22 protein-coding genes are annotated in these 25528 nt (G+C 43.4%); 10 read left to right on the top strand and 12 right to left on the bottom strand.

Annotated features, from left to right (window positions below; genetic code table 11):
* Nucleotides 1–88 precede the first annotated feature (88 nt).
* Together R8N46_RS11025 and R8N46_RS11020 are read left to right on the top strand one after the other, a co-directional pair.
* Nucleotides 89–862, top strand: a complete 774-nt coding sequence (locus tag R8N46_RS11025; RefSeq protein WP_031778929.1) for a hypothetical protein — start codon at nucleotides 89–91, stop codon at nucleotides 860–862.
* Nucleotides 863–1068: 206 nt separating this feature from the next.
* On the top strand, nucleotides 1069–1308 hold the full coding sequence (locus R8N46_RS11020) for a hypothetical protein (RefSeq protein ID WP_005376679.1): 240 nt from the start codon (nucleotides 1069–1071) through the stop codon (nucleotides 1306–1308).
* A gap of 60 nt (nucleotides 1309–1368) precedes the next feature.
* On the opposite strand, the gene R8N46_RS11015 is transcribed toward R8N46_RS11020, so the two are convergent.
* From R8N46_RS11015 to sohB, 8 genes are all read right to left on the bottom strand, one after another.
* Nucleotides 1369–3207: an extracellular solute-binding protein gene (locus R8N46_RS11015; protein WP_017633867.1), complete on the bottom strand. Its 1839-nt coding sequence runs from the start codon at nucleotides 3205–3207 to the stop codon at nucleotides 1369–1371.
* 499 nt (nucleotides 3208–3706) lie between these two features.
* Nucleotides 3707–4408, bottom strand: a complete 702-nt coding sequence (gene pyrF / locus R8N46_RS11010; RefSeq protein ID WP_042523084.1) for an orotidine-5'-phosphate decarboxylase — start codon at nucleotides 4406–4408, stop codon at nucleotides 3707–3709.
* 84 nt (nucleotides 4409–4492) lie between these two features.
* The gene (gene lapB, locus R8N46_RS11005) at nucleotides 4493–5668 is read right to left on the bottom strand and encodes a lipopolysaccharide assembly protein LapB (RefSeq protein ID WP_005376665.1); all 1176 of its coding nucleotides are present in this window, start codon (nucleotides 5666–5668) and stop codon (nucleotides 4493–4495) included.
* 18 nt (nucleotides 5669–5686) lie between these two features.
* A complete protein-coding gene (locus R8N46_RS11000) occupies nucleotides 5687–5983 on the bottom strand; it encodes a LapA family protein (protein WP_005376663.1) in 297 nt (98 codons plus the stop codon).
* Between the two features lie 281 nt (nucleotides 5984–6264).
* Nucleotides 6265–6546 (bottom strand): integration host factor subunit beta, encoded by a 282-nt coding sequence (gene ihfB / locus R8N46_RS10995; protein WP_005385816.1) that lies wholly within the window; start codon nucleotides 6544–6546, stop codon nucleotides 6265–6267.
* A 213-nt stretch (nucleotides 6547–6759) separates the two neighbouring features.
* Nucleotides 6760–8430, bottom strand: a complete 1671-nt coding sequence (gene rpsA, locus R8N46_RS10990; protein ID WP_005385817.1) for a 30S ribosomal protein S1 — start codon at nucleotides 8428–8430, stop codon at nucleotides 6760–6762.
* 110 nt (nucleotides 8431–8540) lie between these two features.
* Nucleotides 8541–9221, bottom strand: coding sequence for a (d)CMP kinase (gene cmk / locus R8N46_RS10985; protein WP_021033981.1), 681 nt, complete (start codon nucleotides 9219–9221; stop codon nucleotides 8541–8543).
* Nucleotides 9222–9429: 208 nt separating this feature from the next.
* Nucleotides 9430–10491 carry a protease SohB gene (gene sohB, locus R8N46_RS10980; protein ID WP_005385819.1) on the bottom strand — a complete coding sequence of 354 codons (1062 nt, stop codon included), beginning with the start codon at nucleotides 10489–10491 and terminating at the stop codon, nucleotides 9430–9432.
* Between the two features lie 254 nt (nucleotides 10492–10745).
* Here sohB and R8N46_RS10975 point away from each other — a divergent pair, with 254 nt between their 5' ends.
* The 4 genes from R8N46_RS10975 (at nucleotide 10746) to R8N46_RS10960 (ending at nucleotide 16824) form a co-directional block, all read left to right on the top strand.
* Complete coding sequence (locus tag R8N46_RS10975; protein WP_005372980.1) at nucleotides 10746–11492, top strand: YciK family oxidoreductase; 747 nt, start codon at nucleotides 10746–10748, stop codon at nucleotides 11490–11492.
* 129 nt (nucleotides 11493–11621) lie between these two features.
* Nucleotides 11622–12314: a translesion DNA synthesis-associated protein ImuA gene (imuA, locus tag R8N46_RS10970; RefSeq protein WP_017633866.1), complete on the top strand. Its 693-nt coding sequence runs from the start codon at nucleotides 11622–11624 to the stop codon at nucleotides 12312–12314.
* Between the two features lie 4 nt (nucleotides 12315–12318).
* Complete coding sequence (locus R8N46_RS10965; protein ID WP_054574790.1) at nucleotides 12319–13722, top strand: Y-family DNA polymerase; 1404 nt, start codon at nucleotides 12319–12321, stop codon at nucleotides 13720–13722.
* 27 nt (nucleotides 13723–13749) lie between these two features.
* Nucleotides 13750–16824 (top strand): error-prone DNA polymerase, encoded by a 3075-nt coding sequence (locus tag R8N46_RS10960; RefSeq protein WP_115386190.1) that lies wholly within the window; start codon nucleotides 13750–13752, stop codon nucleotides 16822–16824.
* 72 nt (nucleotides 16825–16896) lie between these two features.
* On the opposite strand, the gene R8N46_RS10955 is transcribed toward R8N46_RS10960, so the two are convergent.
* Together R8N46_RS10955 and R8N46_RS10950 are read right to left on the bottom strand one after the other, a co-directional pair.
* On the bottom strand, nucleotides 16897–17850 hold the full coding sequence (locus tag R8N46_RS10955; protein WP_005372976.1) for a chemotaxis protein CheV: 954 nt from the start codon (nucleotides 17848–17850) through the stop codon (nucleotides 16897–16899).
* Nucleotides 17851–18213: 363 nt separating this feature from the next.
* The gene (locus R8N46_RS10950) at nucleotides 18214–19431 is read right to left on the bottom strand and encodes an ROK family protein (protein WP_005385828.1); all 1218 of its coding nucleotides are present in this window, start codon (nucleotides 19429–19431) and stop codon (nucleotides 18214–18216) included.
* Between the two features lie 410 nt (nucleotides 19432–19841).
* Here R8N46_RS10950 and pyk point away from each other — a divergent pair, with 410 nt between their 5' ends.
* On the top strand, nucleotides 19842–21284 hold the full coding sequence (pyk, locus tag R8N46_RS10945; protein ID WP_025767228.1) for a pyruvate kinase: 1443 nt from the start codon (nucleotides 19842–19844) through the stop codon (nucleotides 21282–21284).
* Between the two features lie 108 nt (nucleotides 21285–21392).
* Here pyk and R8N46_RS10940 read toward each other — a convergent pair whose 3' ends face one another.
* Nucleotides 21393–22544 (bottom strand): patatin family protein, encoded by a 1152-nt coding sequence (locus R8N46_RS10940; protein ID WP_318098454.1) that lies wholly within the window; start codon nucleotides 22542–22544, stop codon nucleotides 21393–21395.
* A 44-nt stretch (nucleotides 22545–22588) separates the two neighbouring features.
* Nucleotides 22589–22681: a YnhF family membrane protein gene (locus R8N46_RS10935; RefSeq protein WP_005372970.1), complete on the bottom strand. Its 93-nt coding sequence runs from the start codon at nucleotides 22679–22681 to the stop codon at nucleotides 22589–22591.
* Between the two features lie 127 nt (nucleotides 22682–22808).
* On the opposite strand from R8N46_RS10935, the gene R8N46_RS10930 reads away from it, so the two are divergent.
* The 3 genes from R8N46_RS10930 to R8N46_RS10920 all read left to right on the top strand — a co-directional run bounded on the left by R8N46_RS10930 (nucleotide 22809) and on the right by R8N46_RS10920 (nucleotide 25527).
* Complete coding sequence (locus tag R8N46_RS10930) at nucleotides 22809–23399, top strand: outer membrane protein (RefSeq protein ID WP_047103413.1); 591 nt, start codon at nucleotides 22809–22811, stop codon at nucleotides 23397–23399.
* Between the two features lie 569 nt (nucleotides 23400–23968).
* Nucleotides 23969–25435 carry a sodium-dependent transporter gene (locus R8N46_RS10925; protein WP_005372966.1) on the top strand — a complete coding sequence of 489 codons (1467 nt, stop codon included), beginning with the start codon at nucleotides 23969–23971 and terminating at the stop codon, nucleotides 25433–25435.
* The gene (locus tag R8N46_RS10920) at nucleotides 25432–25527 is read left to right on the top strand and encodes a MetS family NSS transporter small subunit (protein ID WP_005372963.1); all 96 of its coding nucleotides are present in this window, start codon (nucleotides 25432–25434) and stop codon (nucleotides 25525–25527) included. Before R8N46_RS10925 ends, R8N46_RS10920 begins: the two co-directional genes overlap by 4 nt.
* Nucleotide 25528: the final 1 nt, after the last annotated feature.

Below are 25528 nucleotides of genomic sequence, written 5' to 3'. Positions count from 1 at the left end.
CAGGGAAGCAAGTTGCTTCCCTTTTTTATGCAGAGTGTAGCGACTTCTACTAAGCTGAAAGCTGACGAAAAGCCGAAAAGGAAATTGGATGAAACCATGTAACCTGCTATCACTCTCCTCACTCATTCTTGTATTACCTACATCAGTAGCGCTCTCAGCCGAGACACAAGAATCTCGTTGGCGAAATAGCATAGAAGTGTACATGCTAGGACTGAATATCCACGGGGATACCAGTATTGGTCGCTTTTCATCAGAGGTGGATGTCGATCCTAAGTTCATCGTAGACCACCTCGATATTGGGGCGATGTTGCGATTCGAGAGTATTTACCAAAGTAAGTGGGGCTACTACATAGATTATAGTTTCATGAACTTAAGTGGTGATGTTAATAATATCAAGGGCGCTCTGCCTAACGCTCGTTATCGTGCGGACATCGAAATACGGCAAGGTGTTCTAGAAGCAAAGGCATTCCAACGCGAACAATATTCATTTGGTAAACTGGATTATATGTTTGGATTACGTTGGTGGGACAATGACATCACCGGCAAGCTGTATCGTAATGACAACCGGGTACTAGAAGATAGACTGTCATTACAAGAAGATTGGGTCGATTTTTTAGTTGGCTTGCGACTCATTGATGAATTGAGCGAAAACTGGCGATTTCATGCCAGCATCGACGCCGGACTTGGCAACGATACTCACTTCACTTATGCCATTCAAACTGGTGTTCGTTATAGCTTTAACGAATGGTCTGATCTCAACTTAGCTTACAAGTCGACCTGGGTCGATTACAAAAATGAAGAGGTATTTGAATATGATACGGCTTCTCAAGGGCTTTTAGTCGGACTTGGCTTTTACTTTTGATTAGGTTGAACCCTAGCCTATATTCAAGCGTTGTAACTTGTACCAACTCTAGGTACACGTCTAGTGCCACGTTACAGATGCTTAAATAAGGCAAATTGATCTTCATCAGACTACAAATTGCTCTTCGGTGCTACTCTCTGTCACAAAATATAAAACCCCACTCTATGACCTCATATAGGTCTTGTTGATAAGGTTCCCGAATAGCAATGTCGATTAACATTTCCGATTTAACCACCGCCCTAAATAAGGTGGAGCATATTCATAAAGTGCAGCTTGAAAACGTACATCAGTTCTTCAAAGCAAACGAAGCTTTCTCGTTGCAAACATTCAGCCAGCTGATATCAAGCGACTCGCTTGATGATCGATTTAAAACCATCGATAAAGCGTTCTCTTTGCTTGGTGATGCAAAAACCTACCTTTTAGAAGCGTCTTACCTTATTAAGTAAAAAAGAAAGCCCCGATAAAATTCATTACCGGGGCTATCATTTTCTATCTAAACTACTGATTTACAATTTGTAACGATCATCAATTACCGTTAATTCTGGGAAGGTTTTACCCTCGTCCATCGCTTCTTCTGTCTCTTCTTTTACTTGGTTATCAATCCAGAAATTACCGATATCCATTGGATGAAGCACCCATTCTGTCGCTTTTGTCATGCCGTTTTTAGGAATTTTAACCCAGCGCCAATGAGCAACTCGAGAATAAGGCACCATGTAGCCAGGAACGATGATGTTCGCTTTGCTGACATAGTTTTGGATTTGATGCGACAAGTCGTAACGCTTCTCCTGATCAAACTCAGAATCATACGCTTCAATTAACTTGTCTAGCTCAGGGCTGCTGTAGTTGGTGTGAGCATTCGTTTGTGGTCGATTTGCATTATCCGAGTGTAGGTATTCCCAATACGCAGGGATCTCACCAGAGCCCATATTCAAAAACGCTAGCTGATGCTTTTTCTCAAGAATGTATTTAAACGCAGATGAGCCATCCACCAAATTTAACGTGAACTCAAGACCAGCAAGTTTCGCTTGCTCTTTCAGGTATGCAATACGCGGTGTCCAAGAGTTGTATCCATAGGTGATAGCAAAGCTCAAGCGTTGGCCCTTGTCGTTAACACGAATACCATCTGCGCCCACTTTGTCAAAGCCCGCTTTTTCGAAGTGTTTAACCGCCGCATCAGCATCAAACTTTGGCGGTGTATTGTTAGGATCATCGTATTCGCCATGACCAAAGCCGAGTCCATGCGGTTTACGTGAATAATCTCCACGCATGATGTTTTCAATCATGCCGTCATAGTCAGTGGCTGCCATAACACCTTTACGCACTTCTAGGTTATCCAACATCGGCATCGCTGTGTTCATCCAAAGACCACCAGCTCCTTGCGGTGCTTCGTTAAAGCCCCAGTACTTTTGGATATAGCCTTTTTTGTACACATCACTATTGGTTTTGTCATGCCAAAAGCTTGGTAGCACCATCTCAAAGTAGTCTAAGTTGCCTTTCTCAAAGTGCTTCATGGCAATATCAGGATCGCGAATTACCTTAATGCGAACCTTTTCAACGTTATAACGGTTTTTATAGTAGCGGTTGTTGTATCCCCACCAATCTTCACCGACATGTTTGAATGTCACGCTCTTACCTTTCTTCACTTGATCAATGTAGTAAGGCGCTGCGGTTGGCTCAGATTTAAAGTTAAACTTTCTGACGAAGTTATCAGGCATGCCATCGTTATTTGCGTCCTTTTCTCCTTCAAAGAAGTGTTCAGGACGAGGCTGAAAACCATTACTTGGCATGTTAATCATAACCATAAGTGAGTCATGACTTTGAGCTACAGCAAGATTGACTTTGATCGTGTAGTCATCAATTTTTTCAACACTCACAATACTGTTTGTGAAGAAGTCGTTATACCACGGGTCGATAATGTCTTTTGACGTGTAGTACTTCATCATAAAGACGTAATCATCTGCTGTAATTTTTTCACCATCTGACCACTCGGCCGTTTCGTCGAGTTTAAAGAATACGGTTTTGTTGTCCTCTCCAAATGCCCATGACTTAGCAAGTTGAGGGATCCATTTGCCAGTATTTGGATGACGCTGAGCCAGTTTTGGTGAACCATCCATTAAGTATTGGCGCAAACCTGAGTTCGCATCTGGACCAACACTTCGTAATGTTTGCGGAAAGCTCTGAATGTAAGTGCGATAGGTGCCACCTCGTACCGCCTCTTCAGAGGCAAATAGAGGTTCGTTGTTGTTTGAAATCCATTCGATATCAGCTGGCAATTCTGCCGCACTCAGTTGAAAACTGGCAGCGGTCAGTGTTGCTAGTACTGAAAATGGCAGTTTTTTAGTCATGTTTCTTCCTTGTTGTGTTTGCGCACTAAGGTCGTAACAAGGAAGACAGCGTGTGAAAGCTCACAGAAAGCTGCGATTTAAAATACGCAGATAGGAAATAATAGGAACGTAATATGAAGTGACGTCCTGCCAGCTTCTATATTAATTTCAAAGAGTTTCACTAGGTCATCCTAGACCTTACAACGCAGTGAATGCATCTTCGCCATAGTATTCTTTAGATATTTGTAACGCAAGCCATCAATAACACATGATTGCATTTTCGAGGCATCACAGTGAGTTATGTTACAAAAGTGTGATCAGCATAGTACCAAGCCCTACTTTACTCAGAATAAACCGCAGAACCTTTATCTCAATTGGCCCCGATATACCAGTTACAGCGAGTAAATGATCAGACATAGCTGGTTAAAAGGAATGGCTGTTTACCGCGATCAGTATTTTCACTCGATATAAAAAGTGAGGCATCTTAGCCTCACTTTTCTCCATACAATCGAGACAGTGCTTACATTTTAGATAAGCTCTCATTGATCGACTTCAGCACTTCTGCAGGATTTGACGCTTTAGTGATAGGGCGACCAATCACAAGATAATCTGAACCTGATTGGATAGCGTCTACTGGCGTCATTATACGGCGTTGGTCACCTTGTTCTGAACCAGCAGGTCGAATACCAGGGGTCACTAATTTAAATTCTTGGCCTAGTTCGCTCTTCAGTAGTGAGGACTCTTGCGCTGAACATACGACACCATCTAAGCCCGCGTTTTTGGTCAAGGTTGCTAGACGAATCACTTGCTCCTGAGGCGCAACATTCAAACCAATACCAGCTAAATCACTTTGTTCCATACTGGTTAGTACCGTTACACCGATAAGAAGTGGACGATCTTTACCATATGGCTCAAGAATTTCACGTGATGCCGTCATCATACGCTCACCACCGCTCGCGTGTACGTTCACCATCCATACACCCATTTCAGCCGCAGCGCGAACTGCTTTCGAACAGGTGTTTGGAATATCGTGAAATTTTAAATCTAGGAATACCGAGAAACCACGTTTATGGAGTTCACGTACAAAATCAGGACCAAATAGCGTAAACATCTCCTTGCCAACTTTTAGTCGGCATGACGCAGGATCAATTCTATCTACAAACGCAAGTGCATCTGCTTGGTTATCATAATCCAGTGCGACAATAACTTTTTGGTCGATCATTTCATCTCCTAACTGTTTTGGTTCTTATTAAATAAAAAGTTAAAAAAATGCAGCGGACAGAAACTCTGCCAGCTGCATTAAGAATTATTCACCATCCAATCCGCGGATTGGCTTGATCGTCCCCCATCCTTTACAGGACGGACAATGCCAATAAAGGGAATGGGTAGAAAATCCACACTTCCGGCATCGGTAATGCGGTTTCACTTTTAACTGTTCACCCACCATCGCTTGTAGTGTTGATAGGCTGTCTTTCGCTCGACCATCTTCTGCTTCTGCAATGTGGTAGTCAATTAAACGGTAGAAGCCCTTCATGGTTGGGTTTTTCAGCAATTGTTTCGTCAGTAACTCTTGAGCAGCCCCAACGTTCTCGTGATGAGCAACTAATTGAGCCAACATCAACTCGGCTGATACGCCTGCTTTCTTATCAATACAAGCTCTCAGAAACTCGACAAGTTCATCTTCCTGACCCAGATGATGATAGCATTCTGCAATAGTTGGCAAGACATCACTGATAAAGTCTTTATCTTGCTCAAGTACCCCCGTCAGATATTTGATGGTGTGCTTATAGTCTTCAGACTCTAGGTAAATTCGTCCCAAAGCAATACTTGCTCGAACACACTTCGGGTCTTCCGCTAACGCTTTTTTAAAATGCTGTATTGCCTTATTAGTATTCCCATCAGCTTGGTCGAGCATGGCTATTTCACACCAAAAATGGGCAATATTTGCACGCATCCTTGAGCGTTTATTACCTAACTTAGCCAATTGGTTCGCGTAATAAATCGCCTTTTCCCATTCTCGTGTTTGCTGATAAATGGTCACTAATTGTTGAAGAGCCGCCTCTTTGTAATCTGGCTCTTCGACTAACTGTTCAAAGATTTTCTCTGCACGATCAAGAAAACCAGAGACCATGTAGTCTTTCGCTAACTGTTGAAGGGCGAGGTTCTTTTGGTCCAGTGTTAAGCCTGAACGAGAAATAAGATTTTGGTGAATTCTGATTGCGCGGTCGACTTCACCACGAGACCGGAACAGGTTACCCAACGCAAGGTGAGTATCGATGGTCTCGTTATCAACTTGGAGCAATTCAATAAAGTGATCGACAGCCTTATCTGATTGGTCAGAGAGCAGCAGATTAAGACCCGTCATATACTGACGAGAGATTTGATGAGATTGCTTCTGCTTGTCTTGCTGAGCGCTGCGATGCCCCATATACCAGCCATACGCAGCAGCTATAGGCAACAACAAGAAGAGTAGTTCAAGCATTAAAGTTAAGCCTTATCCTTATGCCTGTTTTTCAATGGCTGGCTTATCAGCAGCGTTGTTTGATTCAGTTGGTTCGTACTTTTTCAGTTTTTTCTTTAAACGACGGACCTGTAGCTGAGTTTTCAGTTGGATGCTACCAAAGATAACCCACGCTAAAGCAAAGCCAACCACAAATACTACACCTAATAGCGTAGACAAGTGGAACTCTCCTTTTGCTAGAAGATAGTTAAAAGTCACGAGCTCTTGGTTTTGGGAACCTAACGCCAATGCAATTAAAAAGAGAGCTAAAACAGCAACGATTTTTATAATTTTCATGTTACATCACCCTTCTAGGAGTAAGTCGGTAAGATTATGCAGGAAAATGCTTCTTCAGACTACGTATATTAGCAATAATCTATACCCAAGTAACCTCAAGATGCTTAGTTTGTAGACATGCTTAGAAGTTAAAGTTATTTGGGTATAGAAAGCAGCAAGGAAAACGGCTGAATCCACAATTAGATTAGTAAACGATCTTGGATGTATGACTAACTTGGATACATTACAAAAAAGCGGCATACACAAACGTATGCCGCTTTTTTCAAACTAATAAGAGTGCATTAACCAATATTTACACGCTCACGAAGTTCTTTACCAGGTTTGAAATGTGGAACGTATTTACCTTCCAATTCCACTTTATCGCCCGTTTTAGGGTTACGACCTACGCGAGGCTCGCGGTAATGAAGAGAAAAACTACCAAAGCCACGGATCTCGATACGGTCACCGCTCTCTAGTGTAGAGGCCATGTGCTCTAAAATATCTTTTACAGCATCCTCTACCTCTTTCGCTGATAAGTGTGTTTGCTCAGCGCAGAGTCTTTCAATCAGTTCAGACTTAGTCATAGTTGCCCTCTTTGAGTATCTTTATCACTTATTATAGTAAGTAATACTAATTCCAACAAACACTTGCTGACAATTCTAGACAAATTTTATGCAAAATGCGCAATGAAGAAATGCCTTTTATTAAGATAGTTTACTGTCATTAGTATTACTACTTAAATATGACCAAATATAAAAAAGGAGCCTTGCGGCTCCTTTTTTGCTTAAGCGAGTATATTATTCGCCTTTAGCAGCTTTGAAAGCGTCAGCCATTGCGTTACCGAATGCATTGTCATCTTGCTTGTTGATAGATGCCATTGCTTCTTGCTCGTCAGCTTCGTCTTTAGCTTTGATAGATAGGTTGATTACGCGGTTCTTACGGTCTACACCTGTGAACTTCGCTTCAACAACATCACCAGCGCTTAGGATTAGAGAAGCATCTTCTACGCGATCGCGTGATACTTCAGAAGCACGGATGTAACCTTCAACGCCTTCTGCGATTTCAACAGTAGCGCCTTTAGCGTCAACAGCAGTTACAGTAGCGTTAACTAGAACACCTTTCTTGTTGTCAGCAACGTAAGCATTGAATGGGTCATTTTCCATTTGCTTGATGCCTAGAGAGATGCGCTCACGCTCAGCGTCTACTGCTAGAACAACTGCAGAGATCTCGTCGCCTTTCTTGTACTCACGTACAGCTTCTTCGCCAGCAACATTCCAAGAAATGTCAGATAGGTGAACTAGACCATCGATGCCGCCTTCTAGACCGATGAAGATACCGAAGTCAGTGATAGACTTGATCTTACCAGTAACTTTGTCGCCTTTAGCTTGTGCTTCAGCGAATGACTGCCATGGGTTAGCTTTACACTGTTTCAGACCTAGAGAGATACGACGACGTTCTTCGTCGATTTCAAGAACCATAACCTCAACTTCGTCGCCAACATTAACAACTTTAGAAGGGTGGATGTTCTTGTTAGTCCAATCCATTTCTGAAACGTGAACTAGACCTTCAACGCCTTCTTCGATTTCAACGAAGCAGCCGTAGTCAGTTAGGTTAGTTACGCGACCAGTTAGTTTGTGACCTTCTGGGTAACGCTTAGCGATTGCTACCCATGGATCTTCGCCTAGTTGCTTAAGACCTAGTGATACGCGAGTACGCTCACGGTCGAACTTAAGAACTTTAACTTGGATCTCGTCACCAACGTTAACGATTTCAGATGGGTGCTTAACGCGCTTCCAAGCCATATCAGTGATATGTAGAAGACCGTCAACGCCACCTAGGTCAACGAACGCACCGTAGTCAGTAAGGTTCTTAACGATACCTTTAACTTCAGAACCTTCTTGTAGAGTTTCTAGAAGCTCGTCACGCTCAACGCTGTTCTCTGATTCGATAACTGCACGACGTGAAACAACTACGTTGTTACGTTTTTGGTCAAGTTTGATAACTTTGAACTCTAGCTCTTTGTTTTCTAGGTGAGCAGTGTCGCGGATTGGACGTACGTCTACTAGAGAGCCAGGAAGGAAAGCACGGATACCGTTTAGTTCAACAGTGAAACCGCCTTTAACTTTACCGTTGATGATACCAACAACAGTTTCAGCTTCTTCGTAAGCTTTCTCAAGTACGATCCAAGCTTCGTGACGCTTAGCTTTCTCACGAGAAAGTTGAGTTTCACCGAAACCATCTTCAACAGCGTCTAGAGCTACGTCTACTTCAGCGCCAACTTCAACTTCAAGTTCGCCAGCAGCGTTCTTGAACTGTTCAGCAGGGATAGCAGATTCAGACTTAAGACCAGCGTCAACAAGAACGAAACCGTTCTCGATAGCTACTACAGTACCTTTAACGATGCTGCCTTGTTGGAATTCTGTTTCGTTTAGAAACTCTTCAAAGAGTTGAGCAAAAGATTCAGTCATTTAATTAATCTTCAATAAATTAAACTTCCACGGGTATCCTACCGCATGGGGTTATTAAATTCGCCAGTCATCATCCTTGCGACCAACGCTCTTAGCCTAGTCGAGTATTATTACTCAGCTAGCTTCGATTCGATATATTGTAGTGCCTTTTCTACTACTTCGTCGATAGTCATCGACGTAGAATCTAGCACAAGCGCATCCTCAGCAGGGCGTAATGGCGCCACTGGGCGGTTACGATCTCGGTCGTCACGCTCTTGGATCTCGCTTAAAAGGTCAGCAAATCTAACATCTAACCCTTTCTCTTGCAACTGTTTAAGGCGTCGATTTGCACGCTCTTCAGCACTCGCATCAAGGAAGATTTTTGCTTGCGCACTCGGGAATACAATTGTGCCCATATCACGACCATCAGCAACCAGACCCGGAGCGGTCTCAAATGCACGCTGACGACGTAGTAATGCTTCACGAACACGTGGCAAAGCCGCAACTTTAGATGCTGCCATACCCGTTTCTTCTTTACGAAGCTCCCCTGACACATCTTCGCCTTCTAGAATGACCTTAACTAAGTCACCTTCCGCGATAAATTGAACGTCTAGGTGTGTTGCTAGTGGGACAAGAGCATCTTCTGACTCGGTGTCGACACCGTGGTGAATCGCAGCGAGTGCAAGTACACGATAAATTGCGCCAGAATCTAAGAGTTGGAAACCCAACTTTTTCGCCAGCAACATACATAAAGTGCCTTTACCTGCACCACTAGGTCCATCTACGGTTACAACCGGAGTTTGAGAGGACATGTTCTTCTCCACCAATAGTTTCTTTTCAGCAATTTGCTCGGTTTTCGAGGCGCACATTATACGGGTAATCAGTCTTTGGAGCGAGGAAAAATGTCGTGTAAAGCATTACACCTAATGCGTAATTGGATTCATCAATAAACATAAAGTTCAACAAAAACGGCGAGAGCTTCCGCCCTCGCCGTTTTAAATGTCATGAACTTAAGCTCGATTAAACAATCGGCTTTTGACCACGCTCAGCTAACTTTAAAATCACACTATCAGCGACTTTACCCGCCACACCTGCTAGCTTGTCGGCCAGTTTTTTCTTTTGTACATAATGCACAGAAAGTACAGTTTTATCTTTGCATGCCGCAACAACGATATCATCAGATGTACTAATGTCATCCACCAAACCAAGCTCTTTCGCTTGTGTGCCGAACCAGTGCTCACCAGTGGCTACTTTGTCTAGGTCCAAACTAGGACGACGCTCACGGATGAAGTCTTTAAACAAGACATGTGTTTCTTCAAGTTCTTGCTTAAACTTATCGCGCGCTTTATCGGTATTCTCACCGAACATCGTTAGCGTGCGTTTATATTCACCCGCTGTTAGTTGTTCGTACTCAATGTCATGTTTCTTCAACAGTTTGTTGAAGTTAGGAATCTGTGCGATAACGCCAATAGAACCCACAATTGCAAATGGTGCAGAAACAATTTTATCTGCTACACATGCCATCATGTAACCGCCACTTGCCGCAACTTTGTCAACAGAGATGGTCAGAGGAAGACCCGCAGCTTTGATTCGGTCCAGTTGAGAAGAGGCAAGGCCGTAACCATGAACCATACCACCGCCAGACTCTAAGCGAAGTAACACTTCATCACCTTCACGTGCGACAGCCAAAATAGCGGTGATTTCTTCACGTAGAGACGCGACTTCTTTTGCGTCTATGCTACCGTTGAAATCAAGAACAAATAGGTGTGGTTCACGCTTGCTATCTAATGAACCGTCTTTGCTCGCTTGTTTGATTTCTTTCTCGCGAGATTTGTTCTTCTCTTTTTCTTCTTTCTTGACGGCTTTATCTCGAGCCTTGATGAAAGCATCGTCATGCAAATGATGCTCTAACTGCTCAACAGATTGTTTGTGTTGCTCTGAAAGGTTGGTAATCTCTAACTCCCCTTTCGCCGCACCCGATTTGCCACCAGCCGATTTTGCAATAATGAGCAGAACAATTATCGCAGCAACCACCGTGATAATTTTGGCCAGAAACAGACCATAATCTAATAAAAATTCCAACGAGAGCTCCTTTATCTCATTTCAGATGACGTTAGTATGTTACGCAGAAACATCAGCGAGAAGGCAGCGCGGTTTGTAACCACTTGTTCTGATTGATAGCATACCTAACGAAAGTTCTGGAATTGGTATAACACATGAATTGGTGTATTGTAACCATCTTGTCACGATTACCAAGATTTTCCATTGAGAAACAGGCGTTTTTTAGCGTCAATTAACTATCATGGACCCTCTTACAATAATAAGGATTTATCGCCGTGAACTACTCCGTTTCAGCTGATGCTCTAAAAGGTAAAGTCATTCTTGTTACTGGCGCTGGTAATGGCATCGGCCGTCAAGCCGCGCTTTCTTATGCCGAGCACGGTGCAACTGTTATTCTCTTGGGTAGAAATGTGCAAAACCTTGAATCTATCTATGATGAGATTGAAGCTGCTGGCTATCCACAAGCTGCTATCATTCCATTGGATCTCAAGGGTGCAACTCAGCAGAATTACATTGATATGGCAGAGACAATCGAAGGACAGTTTGGTCGCTTGGATGGTCTATTACACAACGCAGGTGTCTTGAGTTCGCTGTGTCCATTTGATCAAATCAAAGAGGAAGACTTCGACGATATCATGCAGATCAACGTGAAAGCCGAAGTGCTAATGACTCAAGCATTACTGCCTGTGATGCGTAAATCAGAAGCTGGGCGTATTATCTTTACCTCTTCAACCGTCGGCCACTCTGGCCGCGCATTCTGGGGGCCATACGCTATCTCTAAATTTGCCGTAGAAGGCATGATGCAAGTTTTAGCTGACGAGCTGAGTGATACACCGATCCGCGTTAACGCAATTAACCCTGGTGCCACTCGTACTCGCATGCGTGAAAAAGCATATCCGGGTGAAGATGCGAATACTCTCAAAACGCCACTGGATATCATGCCGCTATATTTGCACTTAATGGATCCTGCGGTTACCGATGTGAACGGTCAGTGCATCGACGCTCAACCGAAGCGTAAATAACTCATTCAGGTTACCTCACATAATCGATTGAAAAGGCAGCAAACGCTGCCTTTTTTCATTTCTCTCTTCATAAAAATCTTGCGACTTTCTCCCACAGAAATATACTGTATGTATATACAGGTATTTATTATGCAAGATATTATTCAGAACTTAAAAAGCCAACACCTTGTTTGGCAAGCAAATTTAACGAAAGCAGATCCTCAGCAGTTGCAGACTAGTTCCGGTTTTTCTGAATTAGATGATTTGCTCGGCGGAGGCTTTCCACCTCATGGCGTAGTGGAGATGGAATCTATTGGTAGTATTGGTGAATTGCGTTTGCTCGCTCCTTATTTAAAAGCCACCCAGACCAATGGTGTGACCGCATTTATTCAACCTCCCGCGTTAGTGAATTCTCTGTTCTTACACTACATCGGTTTGGATATAAACCAAGTGTGGGTCGTTAATCCAGCTCATCCCAAAGATGCTCTTTGGGCTGCAGAGCAATGTCTGAAAAGTGGGGTATGCAGTAATGTTTTGTTATGGCAAGAAGAGCTTGAAATACATCAAGTGAAACGCTTACAGGTAGCGAGTGAACAAGGTACTTGCCCTCTCTTTATGCTTAAAACAGATACTATCAACCGCTTGTCTTTGCCTGTGTCACTCAGTTTAAAACTGAAAGGCGACGAGCAAGGGATTCATGTTGAAGTGCTGAAAAGGAAAGGAGGCTGGAATAGAGGTAGCGTTAGTATCGGATTCCAACACCATTACCCGCAACTGGTGAAACCATCATCTGAAACTGTGCACTCGACTGTGGTCAATTTCCCACTGGCGAACCAAGGTTAGTGATATGGCTCTGTGGATTTACTTGCACTTCCCTCGCCTGCAGCTAGACGCACTCTTTGGTGATAACCAAGAACAACCCGTGGTGATTGTCGAAAGCCAACGTTGCCAGATTATTCAATACAACGAGATTGCCGAACAACAAGGCATTAAGCCAGGTATGGGCCTAGGCAGTGCTGCGTCCTTGTGTCGAGATTTACAAGTGCATCCTTATCATCCGCACACCGAATGGAGCAAGTTACAAGAAATTGCTCAATGGCTGTATTTGATCACATCTGACGTTGTGTTGATGCCAAACCAAGGTATTTTGCTGCGTGCTACTCCAATGCTCGCTCTGTATGAAGGGTTTGAAAACTATTGGAACAAAGTCAGAGCTCACTTATCGGAGCTGAAACTGAGTTTTCAATTCGGATGTGGTTTTTCGCCTTTTGCTGCCAAATTGATGGCATTATCAGGAGCGAACGTCATCAGCGAAGACAAATCTGCCATACAAAAAGCCTTATCACCAATACCGTTAACACTGACAGATTTATCAAACGCTACCGTAGAGAAGTTACAACGTGTAGGTGTCACCACATTGCAAAACCTGCTTGAACTGCCATTGCAAGACATCGCACGACGCTTTGATATCGATTTGGTGAACTACGTTGGTCGACTGACTGGGCAGTTTAAACACCCTGTCGACTTTTATCACCCTACCGAATCCTTCCAAGTTTATTTAGAGCTGTTGTTTGAGATCGAAAACGTTCAGTGGATTGAAAAGCCGTTGGCCAAATTACTTCGTCAACTCGAAATCTTTCTTAAATTAAGAGATAAGGTCGCTTTTGAACTGTGTTTAACACTCCACCAGCGTGAGAAACAAGAGCAACACCTTCAACTCACTTCTGCGCAAGGTGATTACCTATGTCAGCGTTGGCAACAGTTAGCGAGTTTGAGCTTAGAGTCACTCTCGCTTAATGGCCCAGTCACAGGGCTAACGTTAAAAGTCATCCGTCAAGGTGAGCCTCTTAGTGCATCACGCGATCTCTTTGCTGGGCAGAAAGGAAACATGAATGCTTTAGAGTTGCTTTCTTTACTGCAAGCTAAATTGGGAAAAAGTGCCGTTTTAAAACCCAATATTGCTTGCGATCCTAGACCAGAAAAGGCCAGTCAGTATCGCCCTGCTGATGCTACGGATGAAAAGGGGCACGCCATACCATCCATACTACGCCCAGCAATGCAATTACCGACTCCCATTGTATTGCAAGAGCAAGTTTCTTTGGTCCACGGACCTGAGCGAATAGTTTCTGGGTGGTGGGATGGTGATGAGATCATGCGTGATTACTACATTGCACACACCAAGCAAGGCCGCTGGTTATGGATATTTCGTGATCAGCACAAGCACTGGTTTCTTCATGGCTATTTTTGTTAAATCGACAGTTATTTTTGTTGGGTCATTATGAGTTACGCGGAACTATTTTGTCAGTCTAACTTCTCTTTTTTGACTGGAGCTTCTCAAGCAGAAGAGCTGGTACTCCAAGCTGCTTTCTATCGCTATCAAGCTCTAGCTATAACGGATGAATGTTCAGTCGCGGGCGTTGTCAAAGCCCATGCGACCATCGAACAACATAAACTCGATATCAAACAAATCGTTGGAAGTATGTTTTGGTTAAATGATGAATGCCAAATCGTACTGCTTTGCCCTTGTCGCAAGGCTTATGCCGAGTTGTGTCGTATCATCACAAACGCAAGAAGACGCAGTGAAAAAGGCAACTATCAACTGTTCGAATGGGATTTGATGTCGGTTCGACATTGTTTGGTATTGTGGCTGCCCACACATCAAGAGAGTGATCACTATTGGGGGCGCTGGCTCAATCAACACCACGCTAATCGTTTGTGGGTAGCGATTCAGCGCCATTTGAGTAACAACGATACTGAGTACATTGCGCACTGCGAGCAGTTAGCACATGAATTTCAATTACCTATAACTGCCTGCGGAGGCGTTCTCATGCATGACGTTGAACGCTTGCCATTACAGCATGTACTTACTGCTATAAAACATGGGTGTAGCGTCGATAAACTCGGTTTTGACCGTATTTCGAATACTGAGCGAGCGCTTCGTCCTTTTAAAAAGTTGATTCGGATTTACAAACCAGAATGGCTGGAAGAAAGTACTTACATCGCCGATTTATGCGAGTTTAAGCTCTCCGATTTAAAATACGAATATCCTACCGAGCTGATCCCAGATGGTTATACACCCGACTCTTACTTACGTATGTTGGTCGAACGTGGTAAAAAGCTGCGTTTTCCTGAAGGCGTGCCAGCAGAAGTCAATCAAACCATCGAGAATGAACTGGCGCTTATTCAAGAGCTTAAATACCACTACTACTTCCTTACTATTCACGACATCGTAATGTTTGCGAAACAGCAAGGTATTCTTTACCAAGGGCGAGGTTCCGCTGCAAACTCTGTAGTGTGTTATTGCCTGGAAATTACCGCCGTCGATCCTCGACAAATCGCTGTCTTATTCGAACGATTTATCAGTAAAGAACGTAAGGAACCGCCGGATATTGATGTGGACTTTGAACACGAGCGCCGTGAAGAAGTTATCCAGTATATTTACAAAAAATATGGTCGTGAGCGTGCAGCACTTGCTGCAACAGTGATCAGCTATCGCTTTAAAAGTGCCGTGCGTGAAGTCGGTAAAGCACTAGGGATTGAAGAGACCCAATTAGATTTTTTCATTAAGAACGTTAATCGCCGAGATCGCAGCCAAGGCTGGCAAGCTCAAATTATTGAACTTGGCTTACAACCAGAATCTCTCAAAGGGCAGCAGTTTATCCAATTGGTCAACGAGATCATTGGCTTCCCACGCCATTTATCTCAGCACGTAGGTGGCTTTGTAATTTCATCTGGCCCTTTATATGAGTTGGTACCTGTTGAAAATGCCTCGATGGAAGATCGCACTATCATTCAATGGGATAAAGACGATTTAGAAAGCTTGAAGCTACTAAAAGTCGATGTACTCGCACTCGGCATGTTAAACGCCATCAAAAAGTGCTTTCAACTGGTCGAGAAACATCACCAGCGATCCCTCTCGATTTCCGAGATCACTCGCCGACAAGATGATCCACACGTGTACCGCATGATCCAAAAAGCTGACACGATAGGCGTATTCCAAATTGAATCTCGTGCACAAATGAGCATGCTTCCTCGCCTAAAGCCTGCTTGTTATTACGACTTAGTGATTCAAATTGCAATTGTTCGTCCAGGCCCTATTCAGGGTGATATGGTGCATCCTTTTTTAAAACGACGAGATCACAAAGAGCCTGTCAGTTATCCATCGGAAGAAGTAAAAAGCGTTCTGGAGCGGACTATGGGCGTCCCTATTTTCCAAGAGCAAGTCATCAAGCTAGCCATGGTAGCCGCAGGGTTTAGCGGCGGCGAGGCCGATCAACTCCGTCGAGCGATGGCATCATGGAAAAAGAATGGCGATCTCGCTAAATTCAGACCAAAACTGATCAATGGTATGCAAGAGAGAGGTTATGACTTAGCGTTTGCTGAGCGCATTTTCGATCAGATTTGCGGCTTTGGTGAGTACGGCTTCCCTGAAAGTCATTCAGCGTCTTTCGCAGTGCTGGCATATTGTTCTGCATGGTTAAAATATTATTACCCAGCCGAATTTTACACTGCATTATTGAACAGCCAACCAATGGGATTTTATAGCCCATCGCAATTAGTACAAGATGCTCGCCGACATGGCGTCGAAGTATTGCCGGTGTGCGTCAATCATTCAAAATATCAACATCATCTCGTCTCACGTCCGAATGGCAGGCTCGGCGTGCAACTTGGTTTTCGCTTGGTGAAAGGCTTTAACGCAGAAAGCGCACAAAGGCTTATTGAGCGCAAACCACTTAATGGTTACCGATCGATTCAAGAAGTAAAGCAGATATTAAGAAGCCGAAGTGACATTGAATTATTGGCTTCAGCCAATGCATTTCAGGCCTTATCGGGAAATCGTTATAACGCTCGCTGGGCAGCAATGGATTCCTTATCTGACCTACCATTGTTTCACAAGGTCGAAGAACCCAATGTTAGCTACCAGACTCAACCCTCTGAATATGAAAATTTAATTGAGGATTACGCAAGCACGGGACTATCTCTTAGCCGCCATCCAATTAAATTATTAGAAGAAACGGGCAAACTCCCTCACTTTACCCGCATGAGGCAACTGACAGAGAAACCGCATAAGTCACTGGTCACAGTGGTAGGTGTGGTAACAGGAAGACAATCTCCAGGCACCGCCGCTGGCGTGACATTTTTTACGTTAGAAGATGACACGGGCAACATTAATGTGGTCGTTTGGCAAGCGACAGCACGAGCCCAAAAGCAAGCGTATTTAGGCGCTAAAGTATTAATGGTGAAAGGCATTCTTGAAAAAGAGGGAGAAGTCACACACGTTATTGCTGGCAAGTTGATGGATTGCACGCACTACTTGAACAATCTACAAAGTAAATCTCGGGATTTCCATTAGTACAGAGGAATTAAGGAGAGAAATGTTAAAAATCAGAGAGAGGTGCGCTCCCTCTGATTTCACTAGATCTAATCATGCACTTTTAGAAAGCATCTGGCGTAATCGGTCTTGAGCAACTTCAACCAGCAGATCCGGTTGGAATTTAGATATAAAGCGATCACAGCCTACTTTTTGTACCATGGCTTCATTAAAACTACCGCTCAGAGAAGTGTTCAATGTGATAAACAACTTAGACATACGTGGATCTTGGCGCACTTCATGGGTCAGTTTATAACCGTCCATTTCAGGCATTTCAGCATCCGTAATCATCATCAACAGCTCTTTTTCTACATCTTTACCTTCATCACACCAACGTTTTAAAACCGTTAACGCTTCTAGCCCGTCACGGCACTCGATGATATTCATACCCAATTGAGAAAGCGTATCGCGAACTTGATTACGAGCTGTAGAGGAATCATCCACAATCAGAACATTACGCCCGACCATTGCTTGGGCCAATTCTTGATCGAGAATGTCCTCCGAGATAGTCACGTCGTAATGTACGATCTCTGCTAAAACTTTTTCAACGTCAATAATTTCGACAATTTGAGAGGCATCCCCCTCTTTGATTTGCGTGATAGCCGTGAGGTAATTCGAGCGACCAGACGTGGAAGGAGGCGGCTGAATTTCAGTCCATGCCGTATTAATAATGTTTTTAACCGGACCGACTAAGAAGCCCTGCACCGTGCGGTTGTACTCTGTCACGATCAAATTTTCTTCTTCCGCTTCACCACGTAAAGCAGGAAAACCAATTGCGCCTCGTAAATCAATCACTGGTACCGCTTCACCTCGTAGAGAAGCAACCCCACGAATATTGTAGTGCGATCCAGGGAGCTTGGTTAACGGTGGAAGCTTGATGACCTCTTTCACTTTGAACACATTAATCGCAAATAATTGGCGACTATTTAAAGTGAACAGCAGAAGCTCTAGTCGATTTTCACCAACCAAGTTTGTACGCTGGTCAACCGTATTTAACACTCCGGACATACTACTACCTAAATTATGGATAATTCTTATTTTACTCGAAATCAGTACAGACACAGCAAGGTTATATAACCAAATAACCTTAAAATATTTGGCTTTTCGAGCACAGCTTTAAAGTACAACAGTTTTAGCGTATTACTTCTCTTTGCATCAGACGCAAAGTCACGCAGCACATTGAAAGCCATTTTGTTTATTTACTTGAGCTTTTTAGGAAATTACATGAATGGCGCAGATATAGCAATGCAACATAACTCAAATTCCCATTCTAGTAATAGGCGATCAAAAAGGGTGAGCCGTTAAGTCTCACCCTAAATCACCTACAAATGTAGTCTCAACAGCCAGGCACATCATCATGTTAAAAAGTACTTAACCTTCCACAACCTTCATCAATAGTTGACCATCGTACAACGCTTGCTTAATCAACGCGGCACCAGGCATTGTGGCTTGCTTATAGAAACGAGACTCCACCAGCTCAAGATCTTGGTGATAAACAGGTAAACTCTGCTCTTCGATACAGCGACGAACCGCAGGATAAAGCACATCTTTTGCTTGGTTAATCACACCACCGATCAAGATTTTCTCAGGGTTAAATAAGTTGATCACAATAGCAATTGCAGAGCCTAAGTAGCGTCCAAGTTTTTCAATCACATCGACGGCCAAAGGATCACCGTTTGCAGCGGCTTCACAAATGCTCTCAATACTCATTTCTTCTTGTTTAGCAAGAATAGAGTCTTCGCCATCAGCGATTCGTCTTACGACTTCTTCACGAATTGCTTGAGAACTGGCAACGGTTTCCAAACAGCCAATATTGCCGCAATGACAACGTTTTCCATTTGGGTCAATTTGAATATGCCCGAGTTCACCAATGTTACCGTGACGGCCTTGCAAAACGCGCCCATCCAGAATGATGCCCGCACCTAAACCGTGGTGGATAGAGATAAGAACGGAGTTGTCATTATCTTGAGAATGACCAAAAAGCTTTTCTGCTAATGCCCAAGCTCGCGTGTCATTGGCAATGAAAACTGGCAAGCCTGTTGCTTTGTATATCTCTGGTCCAAGAGCAAGATTTTCGACATTGTAATGAGGCATCTGCAAAACGACACCTTGCTCTGAGTTCACGAGACCAGGCAGCGTAAGGGCAATACTGGTAACCCGATCAAGTTGATCCGCGTAAGTCTGAAAAAATTCATCAATTTCGTAAAGCAGGCGCTCAAGCACATCGTCTTGATCAAGCTCGTGTATCTCGATTTTAGTATCGATTAGTACATCACCGCCTAACTCATGCAAAGCAATGGTTAAATAACCTCGCCCCAAACGCATTGACAAAAATTGCCAGCCTTCATTATTAACCTGCAAACCGACAGCAGGTCGACCACGACTCGTCGCTTCTTGTACTGTCGTTTCATGAATCAAGTGCGCTTCAATTAATTCTCGAGTGATTTTGGTGATACTAGCAGGAGCAAGCTCACTCTGCTTGGACAAATCAATTCGAGAAATAGGACCTTTTAGGTCAATTAGTTTATATACACGACCAGCATTGACCTGTTTGATATGATCAATATGGCCCGGTTGAGCCATGTACATCTTGCACTCCGAAATTCTATAACGGGACAATTTTTTTACTTTGCGAACTAATTGTGAAGTGAATTAATAAATCCCCGTGACAAGCATCACGTATAAACCTGTTTGTTTGTGTATTCAATCAAATAACGAAGAATCTACTCCTGTTAAATTGTTTGAAAAATAACTTATTTTTATTCACTAAATTATGAAGTAGTGCCTTTAAAGCAGCGCATTTTTATCAATAAGGCCATTGCCTGTCGAATATCTGTCTGTTTTACCGGGGTTACTCTTAATGTAAACATTCTGTGCATATACTTATATTCAAGTAGCTTTAAGGTGTGGGCTCAGCAACGAGGCTAACCTTGAGAGCGATTGCGTAAAGTAAGGATAGAGTTCAAGTTACCTTTACACACACATTCATCGGAGAATCTATGACTTCCAAATTAAGACGAACAAAAATTGTCACTACGCTGGGTCCTTCAACGGATAAGGACAATATACTTGAGGAGATCATCAAAGCCGGTGCAAACGTTGTCCGTATGAATTTTTCACATGGAACCAGTGAAGACCACATTCAACGTGCGAACAAAGTCCGTACCATTGCAGCAAGACTTGGGCGTCAGGTTGCAATTCTTGGTGACTTACAAGGCCCTAAAATCCGTGTATCAACGTTTAAAGACGGCCAAGTCATTTTGAATGTGGGCGATAAATTCACATTAGATAGTGATTTACCAAAAGGTGAAGGCAATCAAGAATCTGTAGGGTTAGATTATAAAGAACTACCGCAAGATGTTTCACCAAATGACATTTTATTACTCGATGATGGACGCGTTCAGCTGCAAGTTACTACAGTAGAGGGTAATAAAGTTCATACCCGTGTGATTGTCGGTGGTCCATTGTCCAACAATAAAGGGATCAACAAAAAAGGCGGCGGATTGTCAGCAGATGCGCTCACAGAGAAAGATAAAGCCGACATTCTTACCGCTGCAGCAATTCAAGTAGATTACCTTGCTATTTCATTCCCACGTAACGGCGAAGACATGCATTACGCTCGACGCTTAGCTAGAGATGCAGGCCTTGAAGCCATGTTAGTGGCTAAAGTCGAACGAGCAGAAACCGTCGCGACCAATGAGTCTATTGACGACATTATTCTCGCATCCGATGTGGTGATGGTTGCACGTGGTGACCTTGGTGTAGAAATCGGTGACCCTGAGCTCATTGGTGTCCAGAAAAAACTGATTCGCCGCGCACGCAGTTTAAACCGTATCGTGATTACTGCGACACAAATGATGGAGTCCATGATTACTAGCCCAATGCCAACGCGTGCTGAAGTGATGGATGTGGCCAATGCGGTTCTAGACGGCACTGACGCGGTGATGCTTTCTGGAGAGACCGCTGCAGGTAAATATCCTGTAGAAACGGTCAAATCCATGGCCGAAGTATGTGTGGGGGCAGAAAAAATGTCGGAGGCAAGTCTATCAACCTATCGCTTAGATAGAACCTTCGAAACCGCTGAAGAAACCATCGCAATGGCAACCATGTACTCTGCGAATCACATGGAAGGAATTAAAGCGATGATCTCGTTAACTGAGTCCGGCAGGACTGCGTTGATGATGTCTCGCTTAAGCTCTGGCTTGCCAATATTTGCCTTATCACGGAATGAATCGACACTAAATCGAGCAGCATTATACCGAGGCGTGACACCTGTATATTTCGAGTCAAAAAGTGATGCGGGTTTACCAACGGCTCAAGCAGCGATTACTAGCCTTAAAGAGCAAGGGTTCTTGCACAAAGGTGATTTAGTCATTATTACTCAAGGCGATGTAATGGATGTTGTTGGCTCAACCAACTGCATGCGCATTCTACAAGCGTAGTCGTTATACCTAACCGGAGTTAACCACAAGAACCCGCAAATAAGGCTCCGAAAATGGAGCCTTATTTATATGCTTTGTATATTGCGCACATCGTGAACGTAAGAAGGTTTATGCACTCTCTCTACCATCAATTTCAACATCCAGCTGGTCATAGAGTTGAACTAGGTTAAACCCAGCTTGAAGCCCAAGTTGATAGTCATGCTCTAGTGACTCTTGGTCACTTAACAAAGAAGAAGAACGAAGTCCCTCTTTAGGCGCAACTTGTAAAATAAAAGTGTCGTCAGGTGGAGCAGATATAAAGGCCTGAGTGAGCTCAAATGTTTGATAATGAATCATCAGCATGTCGGCTAAACCTGAATCAAAATTCTCACCAATCAGATGACTTAAACGATACAAGTTATCGGCACCGAACAACCAACGGCCTCCATTTAACAGCATTTTCCCTGCAAGCTTCGATTGATGTGCTGCATTAATTTTTTGTTGGAAGAACGACGCCCAATCCAGCTTCCACTGATTCACTTTTTGCTGCCATGATTGCTGTACTGAGTTGATAGACTCTCGATACCATTCGACAGGCACATCCCCCACTTCACTTTGGGCTCTCGCTTCAATCTCTGAAAACGGCTCTGTGCGAATGACAATAATGTTGCGAGCATTCTGACGCCACGCTTCTTGAACAGGGATAGAGGCAGACACGCCGCCATCAACAAACTTATTGTCATTTACGTCGACAGGTCCGTGGTACAACTTGGGAATCGCACATGTCGCTAGCATAGTGTTAAACCACGAGTCATCCAAGATTGGTAGATATTGATCTGATAGCGTCTCTATATTCGTTACCGCAGCAAACGCTCCTCGTTTTCCCAATGCACTACGACCTAAATCAAGGTCAAGCTTGTATGGGAAATCTTGAATCCGTTCTAATGCCCACTCTAAACCTAAGTACTGCTGCTTTCGGATATAGCGAAACAGATTAAAAAATTCAGGAGACGTTGTCAGCTCGGTAATAAAAGCTTTGCCCATGCCATGTTGACGACACAAGTAAGAACATAAGTTAAGTGCTCCGGCAGAGGTGCCATAGAATTCATCGAAAGGATCGAAGTTGGAAAGTAAAAAGGCGTCTAAAACGCCAGCGGTAAAAATCCCTCTCTGCCCTCCACCTTGCGTGACTAAAGCAGTTTTACCATGCCTAAAGTGCTCATAAACTTTTACATCAAGCTCTGCATGGCTTTCTGTGATTATACCGCTGTTACGTATCATAGGCTCACGCCATTTTGTTAAAACGTTTGGTAAAAGTGGTTATCTTAAGCTGTTGTAATAGCAATGATGCCAAATGACAAAAGCACTGCAAAAACAGTCACCACAATGATTAATGCGGATTTTAGATCGTGTTCCATAAACACCTCCTTAATATGTAACAAATTAATAACACCGGTGTGAAATATGTTCAAGATTTGCTTAATTTAGTCGCGCAATTTTGACTAACCCATCACAATTAGCTTAGTCATAATAAGGAGATAGGGCATGAACCAAAAACTCAGCTGGCTAGTAGGAATCATGATGATGAGTACTGCTATCAATGCACAAGCGAATATCATCGTTACACCATACATAGGCTATACAGGAGGCGGCCAAGTAGAGGATGAAAGTGGTAATACATACGATCTCGACCCCGCAGTGAACTACGCTCTTTCAGTCGAGACTCCCTTAGAAAAAGGAAGGATCGGATTGTTTTACTCCAATCAATCGACGGAACTTGAAAAGCTGTCCAACTCAGCAGATATCCATTATCTGCACTTCCAAAGCAGCATGTACTATCCTGTCGCAGAAAATTGGCAAACCTATATCGGTGTAGGTTTGGGCGCTTCTTATGCCGATGTGGATTGGGTAGACAAAAAATACGGATTTTCGGCTAGCGCTTTTGCAGGGCTGGAATATGAATTTTCAAAGAACTTTGCATTAACAGCCCAACTGAGATGGTTAGGAACGGTCGTTGATAACGATACATCTGGCGCCTGTAATCTACCTAATGACGGCTCAAACTGTATCATTAAGTTCGATACTGATTGGATGAACCAATTCCAATCAAATGTCGGTTTTAGTTTCCGCTTCTAATTTTTATGCATGTTCCTTTGCAGGACTCGTCACAAAGAACGCTGAACGAGTCCTGCACAGAGCCGATAAAGGACATCGTCTAAACACCATTGTTTGGCAAAGTAACGAAGCATCATCTAGATAGGTGCACAAAAGATAGCCGTACGCCCTAATTCATAAAAATAGTCTTAAACACCAAAGCAATTATTAGATCCCAGTCATTTATTCCAGACAAACAACCAACCACCCACACAAAACCACAATCAAACTCAAATTTAACAAGATTAAAACCAGACAACGCATCTGAATTAACATTTAGATTCTATTGCGCTAAGTATTATTAGAAGTTAGTCTGATCAGTGAAAACAGATAAATATTTCAGTTTTATCAAACACACATCAAAATTTTAAGATTAATAATCTACTTTCTCTTACAGTAGCCAGAATATAGCTCTATAAAATTATAAGAAGTTAGAATTAAGGATAGAAAAGCTGATGGATAACAGCGGTCCTTTCTTCCAACTGTTTGCGCAATTATTACTGTGTTACGTAGAGAGCTTCATTCCTCAGGGAGTCTTATAGGAGTCAAATATGAAGCGAGAACAATGGGGATCCCGGGCGGGATTCATCTTAGCAGCAGTTGGGTCTGCTATCGGTTTGGGAAACATTTGGCGTTTCCCATACATGGCCTATGAAAACGGTGGCGGCGCATTTTTTATTCCTTACATTTTTGCCATGATCACTGCCGGTATTCCATTTATGATCCTTGAGTTCAGTATGGGACAAAAATACCGAGGCTCGGCACCAAAAACACTTGCGAAAATTCATTCTAAATTTGAATGGCTTGGCTGGTTCCAAGTTGGTGTGGCTGCAGTTATTGCCGTTTACTATGTGGCTGTTATCGGTTGGTCGATTTCTTACTTTGGGTTGTCGTTCACTCAAGGTTGGGGAACCGATACCAACGCATTTTTCTTTAGTGAATACCTAAAGCTAGGTGACAACTCACCAACAGACTTAGGCAGTATTCAATGGAAGATTGCTTTATCCATGGTAATTGCTTGGGCAATTACTTACACCGCCATTGCCAAAGGCGTGAAATCAGGAATTGAACGAGCATCTAAAATTATGATGCCAATCCTATTCTTGATGGTGATTTTCTTAATCGGACGTATGATTTTCTTGCCAGGAGCTCTAGATGGCGTGAACTACATGTTCGAACCCGATTTCAGCAAAATTTGGGATGTGAAAGTATGGGCAGCGGCATATGGTCAGATCTTCTTTACGCTAAGTATCGGCTTCGCCATCATGCTAGCTTACTCTAGCTACCTACCAGAAAAGTCAGACATAACGAATAACGCGTTTATGACCGTGTTGATCAACTGTGGCTTCTCGATCCTAGCCGGCATCATGATCTTCTCAGTATTGGGTTACATGGCTCAAGAGCAAGGTAAGCCGTTAACAGAGGTGGTATCTGCAGGCGTTGGCTTGGCTTTTGTTACTTTACCTGCGGCAATTAACCTACTACCTGCCCCATATATTCTTGGTCCACTGTTCTTCTTTGCACTGGTGGTTGCTGGTCTAAGTTCGCATATTTCAATTATGGAAGCCGTAACTTCAGCCATTATCGACAAGCTGAAGTGGAGCCGTAAAAAAGCTGCAAATGTTGTGATTGGTATTGGCTTCGTTGTCTCTATGGCGTTTGCTACCAATGGCGGTCTGCTGCTACTCGATCTAGTAGACCACTTTGCAAACAACGTTGGCATCATGGTTGGTGGTCTGGTTGAGATTGTCTTGATGGCGTGGCTATTGAAGCGCGTGCCAGAAGTACGTAATTACGTTAACGAGCGCTCTGATTTCTCTGTTGGTCAATGGTTCGAGATCTGCTTACGCTTCGTTACACCAATCATGCTCGCCATTATCTTAGCGACCAAGCTATACGCCCTAATTACTGAAGGCTACGGTGGCTATGATCTAACTTTAGGCTGGGCACTTATCGCCGCACTCTTTATCTTTGGTCTAGTGATCAACGCAGTGAACCGCAAGGAGACAGCAAAATGACAATCAGCGCAATTATTATGATGGTTATTGGTTTAGGTATCACTTGGGGCGGAGCTGCCGTTTGCATCAAGCGAGCCATGGATAAACAATAGC

It is taken from the genome of Vibrio sp. 1874 (assembly GCF_033344395.1).
In the GTDB taxonomy this organism is placed as follows: domain Bacteria; phylum Pseudomonadota; class Gammaproteobacteria; order Enterobacterales; family Vibrionaceae; genus Vibrio; species Vibrio alginolyticus.
Note: the sequence above shows the minus strand (reverse complement) of the source record. Positions and strands in the feature narration are given on the sequence as shown.

What these genes read in the sequence shown, in the direction of transcription:
- rpsA (WP_005385817.1), bottom strand. Translation starts at nt 8,430, where the DNA reads ATGACTGAATCTTTTGCTCAACTCTTTGAAGAGTTTCTAAACGAAACA.
- R8N46_RS10925 (WP_005372966.1), top strand. Translation starts at nt 23,969, where the DNA reads ATGAAGCGAGAACAATGGGGATCCCGGGCGGGATTCATCTTAGCAGCA.
- imuA (WP_017633866.1), top strand. Translation starts at nt 11,622, where the DNA reads ATGCAAGATATTATTCAGAACTTAAAAAGCCAACACCTTGTTTGGCAA.
- R8N46_RS10920 (WP_005372963.1), top strand. Translation starts at nt 25,432, where the DNA reads ATGACAATCAGCGCAATTATTATGATGGTTATTGGTTTAGGTATCACT.
- R8N46_RS11015 (WP_017633867.1), bottom strand. Translation starts at nt 3,207, where the DNA reads ATGACTAAAAAACTGCCATTTTCAGTACTAGCAACACTGACCGCTGCC.
- R8N46_RS11025 (WP_031778929.1), top strand. Translation starts at nt 89, where the DNA reads ATGAAACCATGTAACCTGCTATCACTCTCCTCACTCATTCTTGTATTA.
- R8N46_RS11020 (WP_005376679.1), top strand. Translation starts at nt 1,069, where the DNA reads ATGTCGATTAACATTTCCGATTTAACCACCGCCCTAAATAAGGTGGAG.
- cmk (WP_021033981.1), bottom strand. Translation starts at nt 9,221, where the DNA reads ATGTCCTCTCAAACTCCGGTTGTAACCGTAGATGGACCTAGTGGTGCA.
- R8N46_RS10930 (WP_047103413.1), top strand. Translation starts at nt 22,809, where the DNA reads ATGAACCAAAAACTCAGCTGGCTAGTAGGAATCATGATGATGAGTACT.
- R8N46_RS10965 (WP_054574790.1), top strand. Translation starts at nt 12,319, where the DNA reads ATGGCTCTGTGGATTTACTTGCACTTCCCTCGCCTGCAGCTAGACGCA.
- R8N46_RS10940 (WP_318098454.1), bottom strand. Translation starts at nt 22,544, where the DNA reads ATGATACGTAACAGCGGTATAATCACAGAAAGCCATGCAGAGCTTGAT.
- R8N46_RS10955 (WP_005372976.1), bottom strand. Translation starts at nt 17,850, where the DNA reads ATGTCCGGAGTGTTAAATACGGTTGACCAGCGTACAAACTTGGTTGGT.
- pyrF (WP_042523084.1), bottom strand. Translation starts at nt 4,408, where the DNA reads ATGATCGACCAAAAAGTTATTGTCGCACTGGATTATGATAACCAAGCA.
- R8N46_RS10950 (WP_005385828.1), bottom strand. Translation starts at nt 19,431, where the DNA reads ATGTACATGGCTCAACCGGGCCATATTGATCATATCAAACAGGTCAAT.
- lapB (WP_005376665.1), bottom strand. Translation starts at nt 5,668, where the DNA reads ATGCTTGAACTACTCTTCTTGTTGTTGCCTATAGCTGCTGCGTATGGC.
- R8N46_RS10960 (WP_115386190.1), top strand. Translation starts at nt 13,750, where the DNA reads ATGAGTTACGCGGAACTATTTTGTCAGTCTAACTTCTCTTTTTTGACT.
- pyk (WP_025767228.1), top strand. Translation starts at nt 19,842, where the DNA reads ATGACTTCCAAATTAAGACGAACAAAAATTGTCACTACGCTGGGTCCT.
- ihfB (WP_005385816.1), bottom strand. Translation starts at nt 6,546, where the DNA reads ATGACTAAGTCTGAACTGATTGAAAGACTCTGCGCTGAGCAAACACAC.
- R8N46_RS11000 (WP_005376663.1), bottom strand. Translation starts at nt 5,983, where the DNA reads ATGAAAATTATAAAAATCGTTGCTGTTTTAGCTCTCTTTTTAATTGCA.
- R8N46_RS10935 (WP_005372970.1), bottom strand. Translation starts at nt 22,681, where the DNA reads ATGGAACACGATCTAAAATCCGCATTAATCATTGTGGTGACTGTTTTT.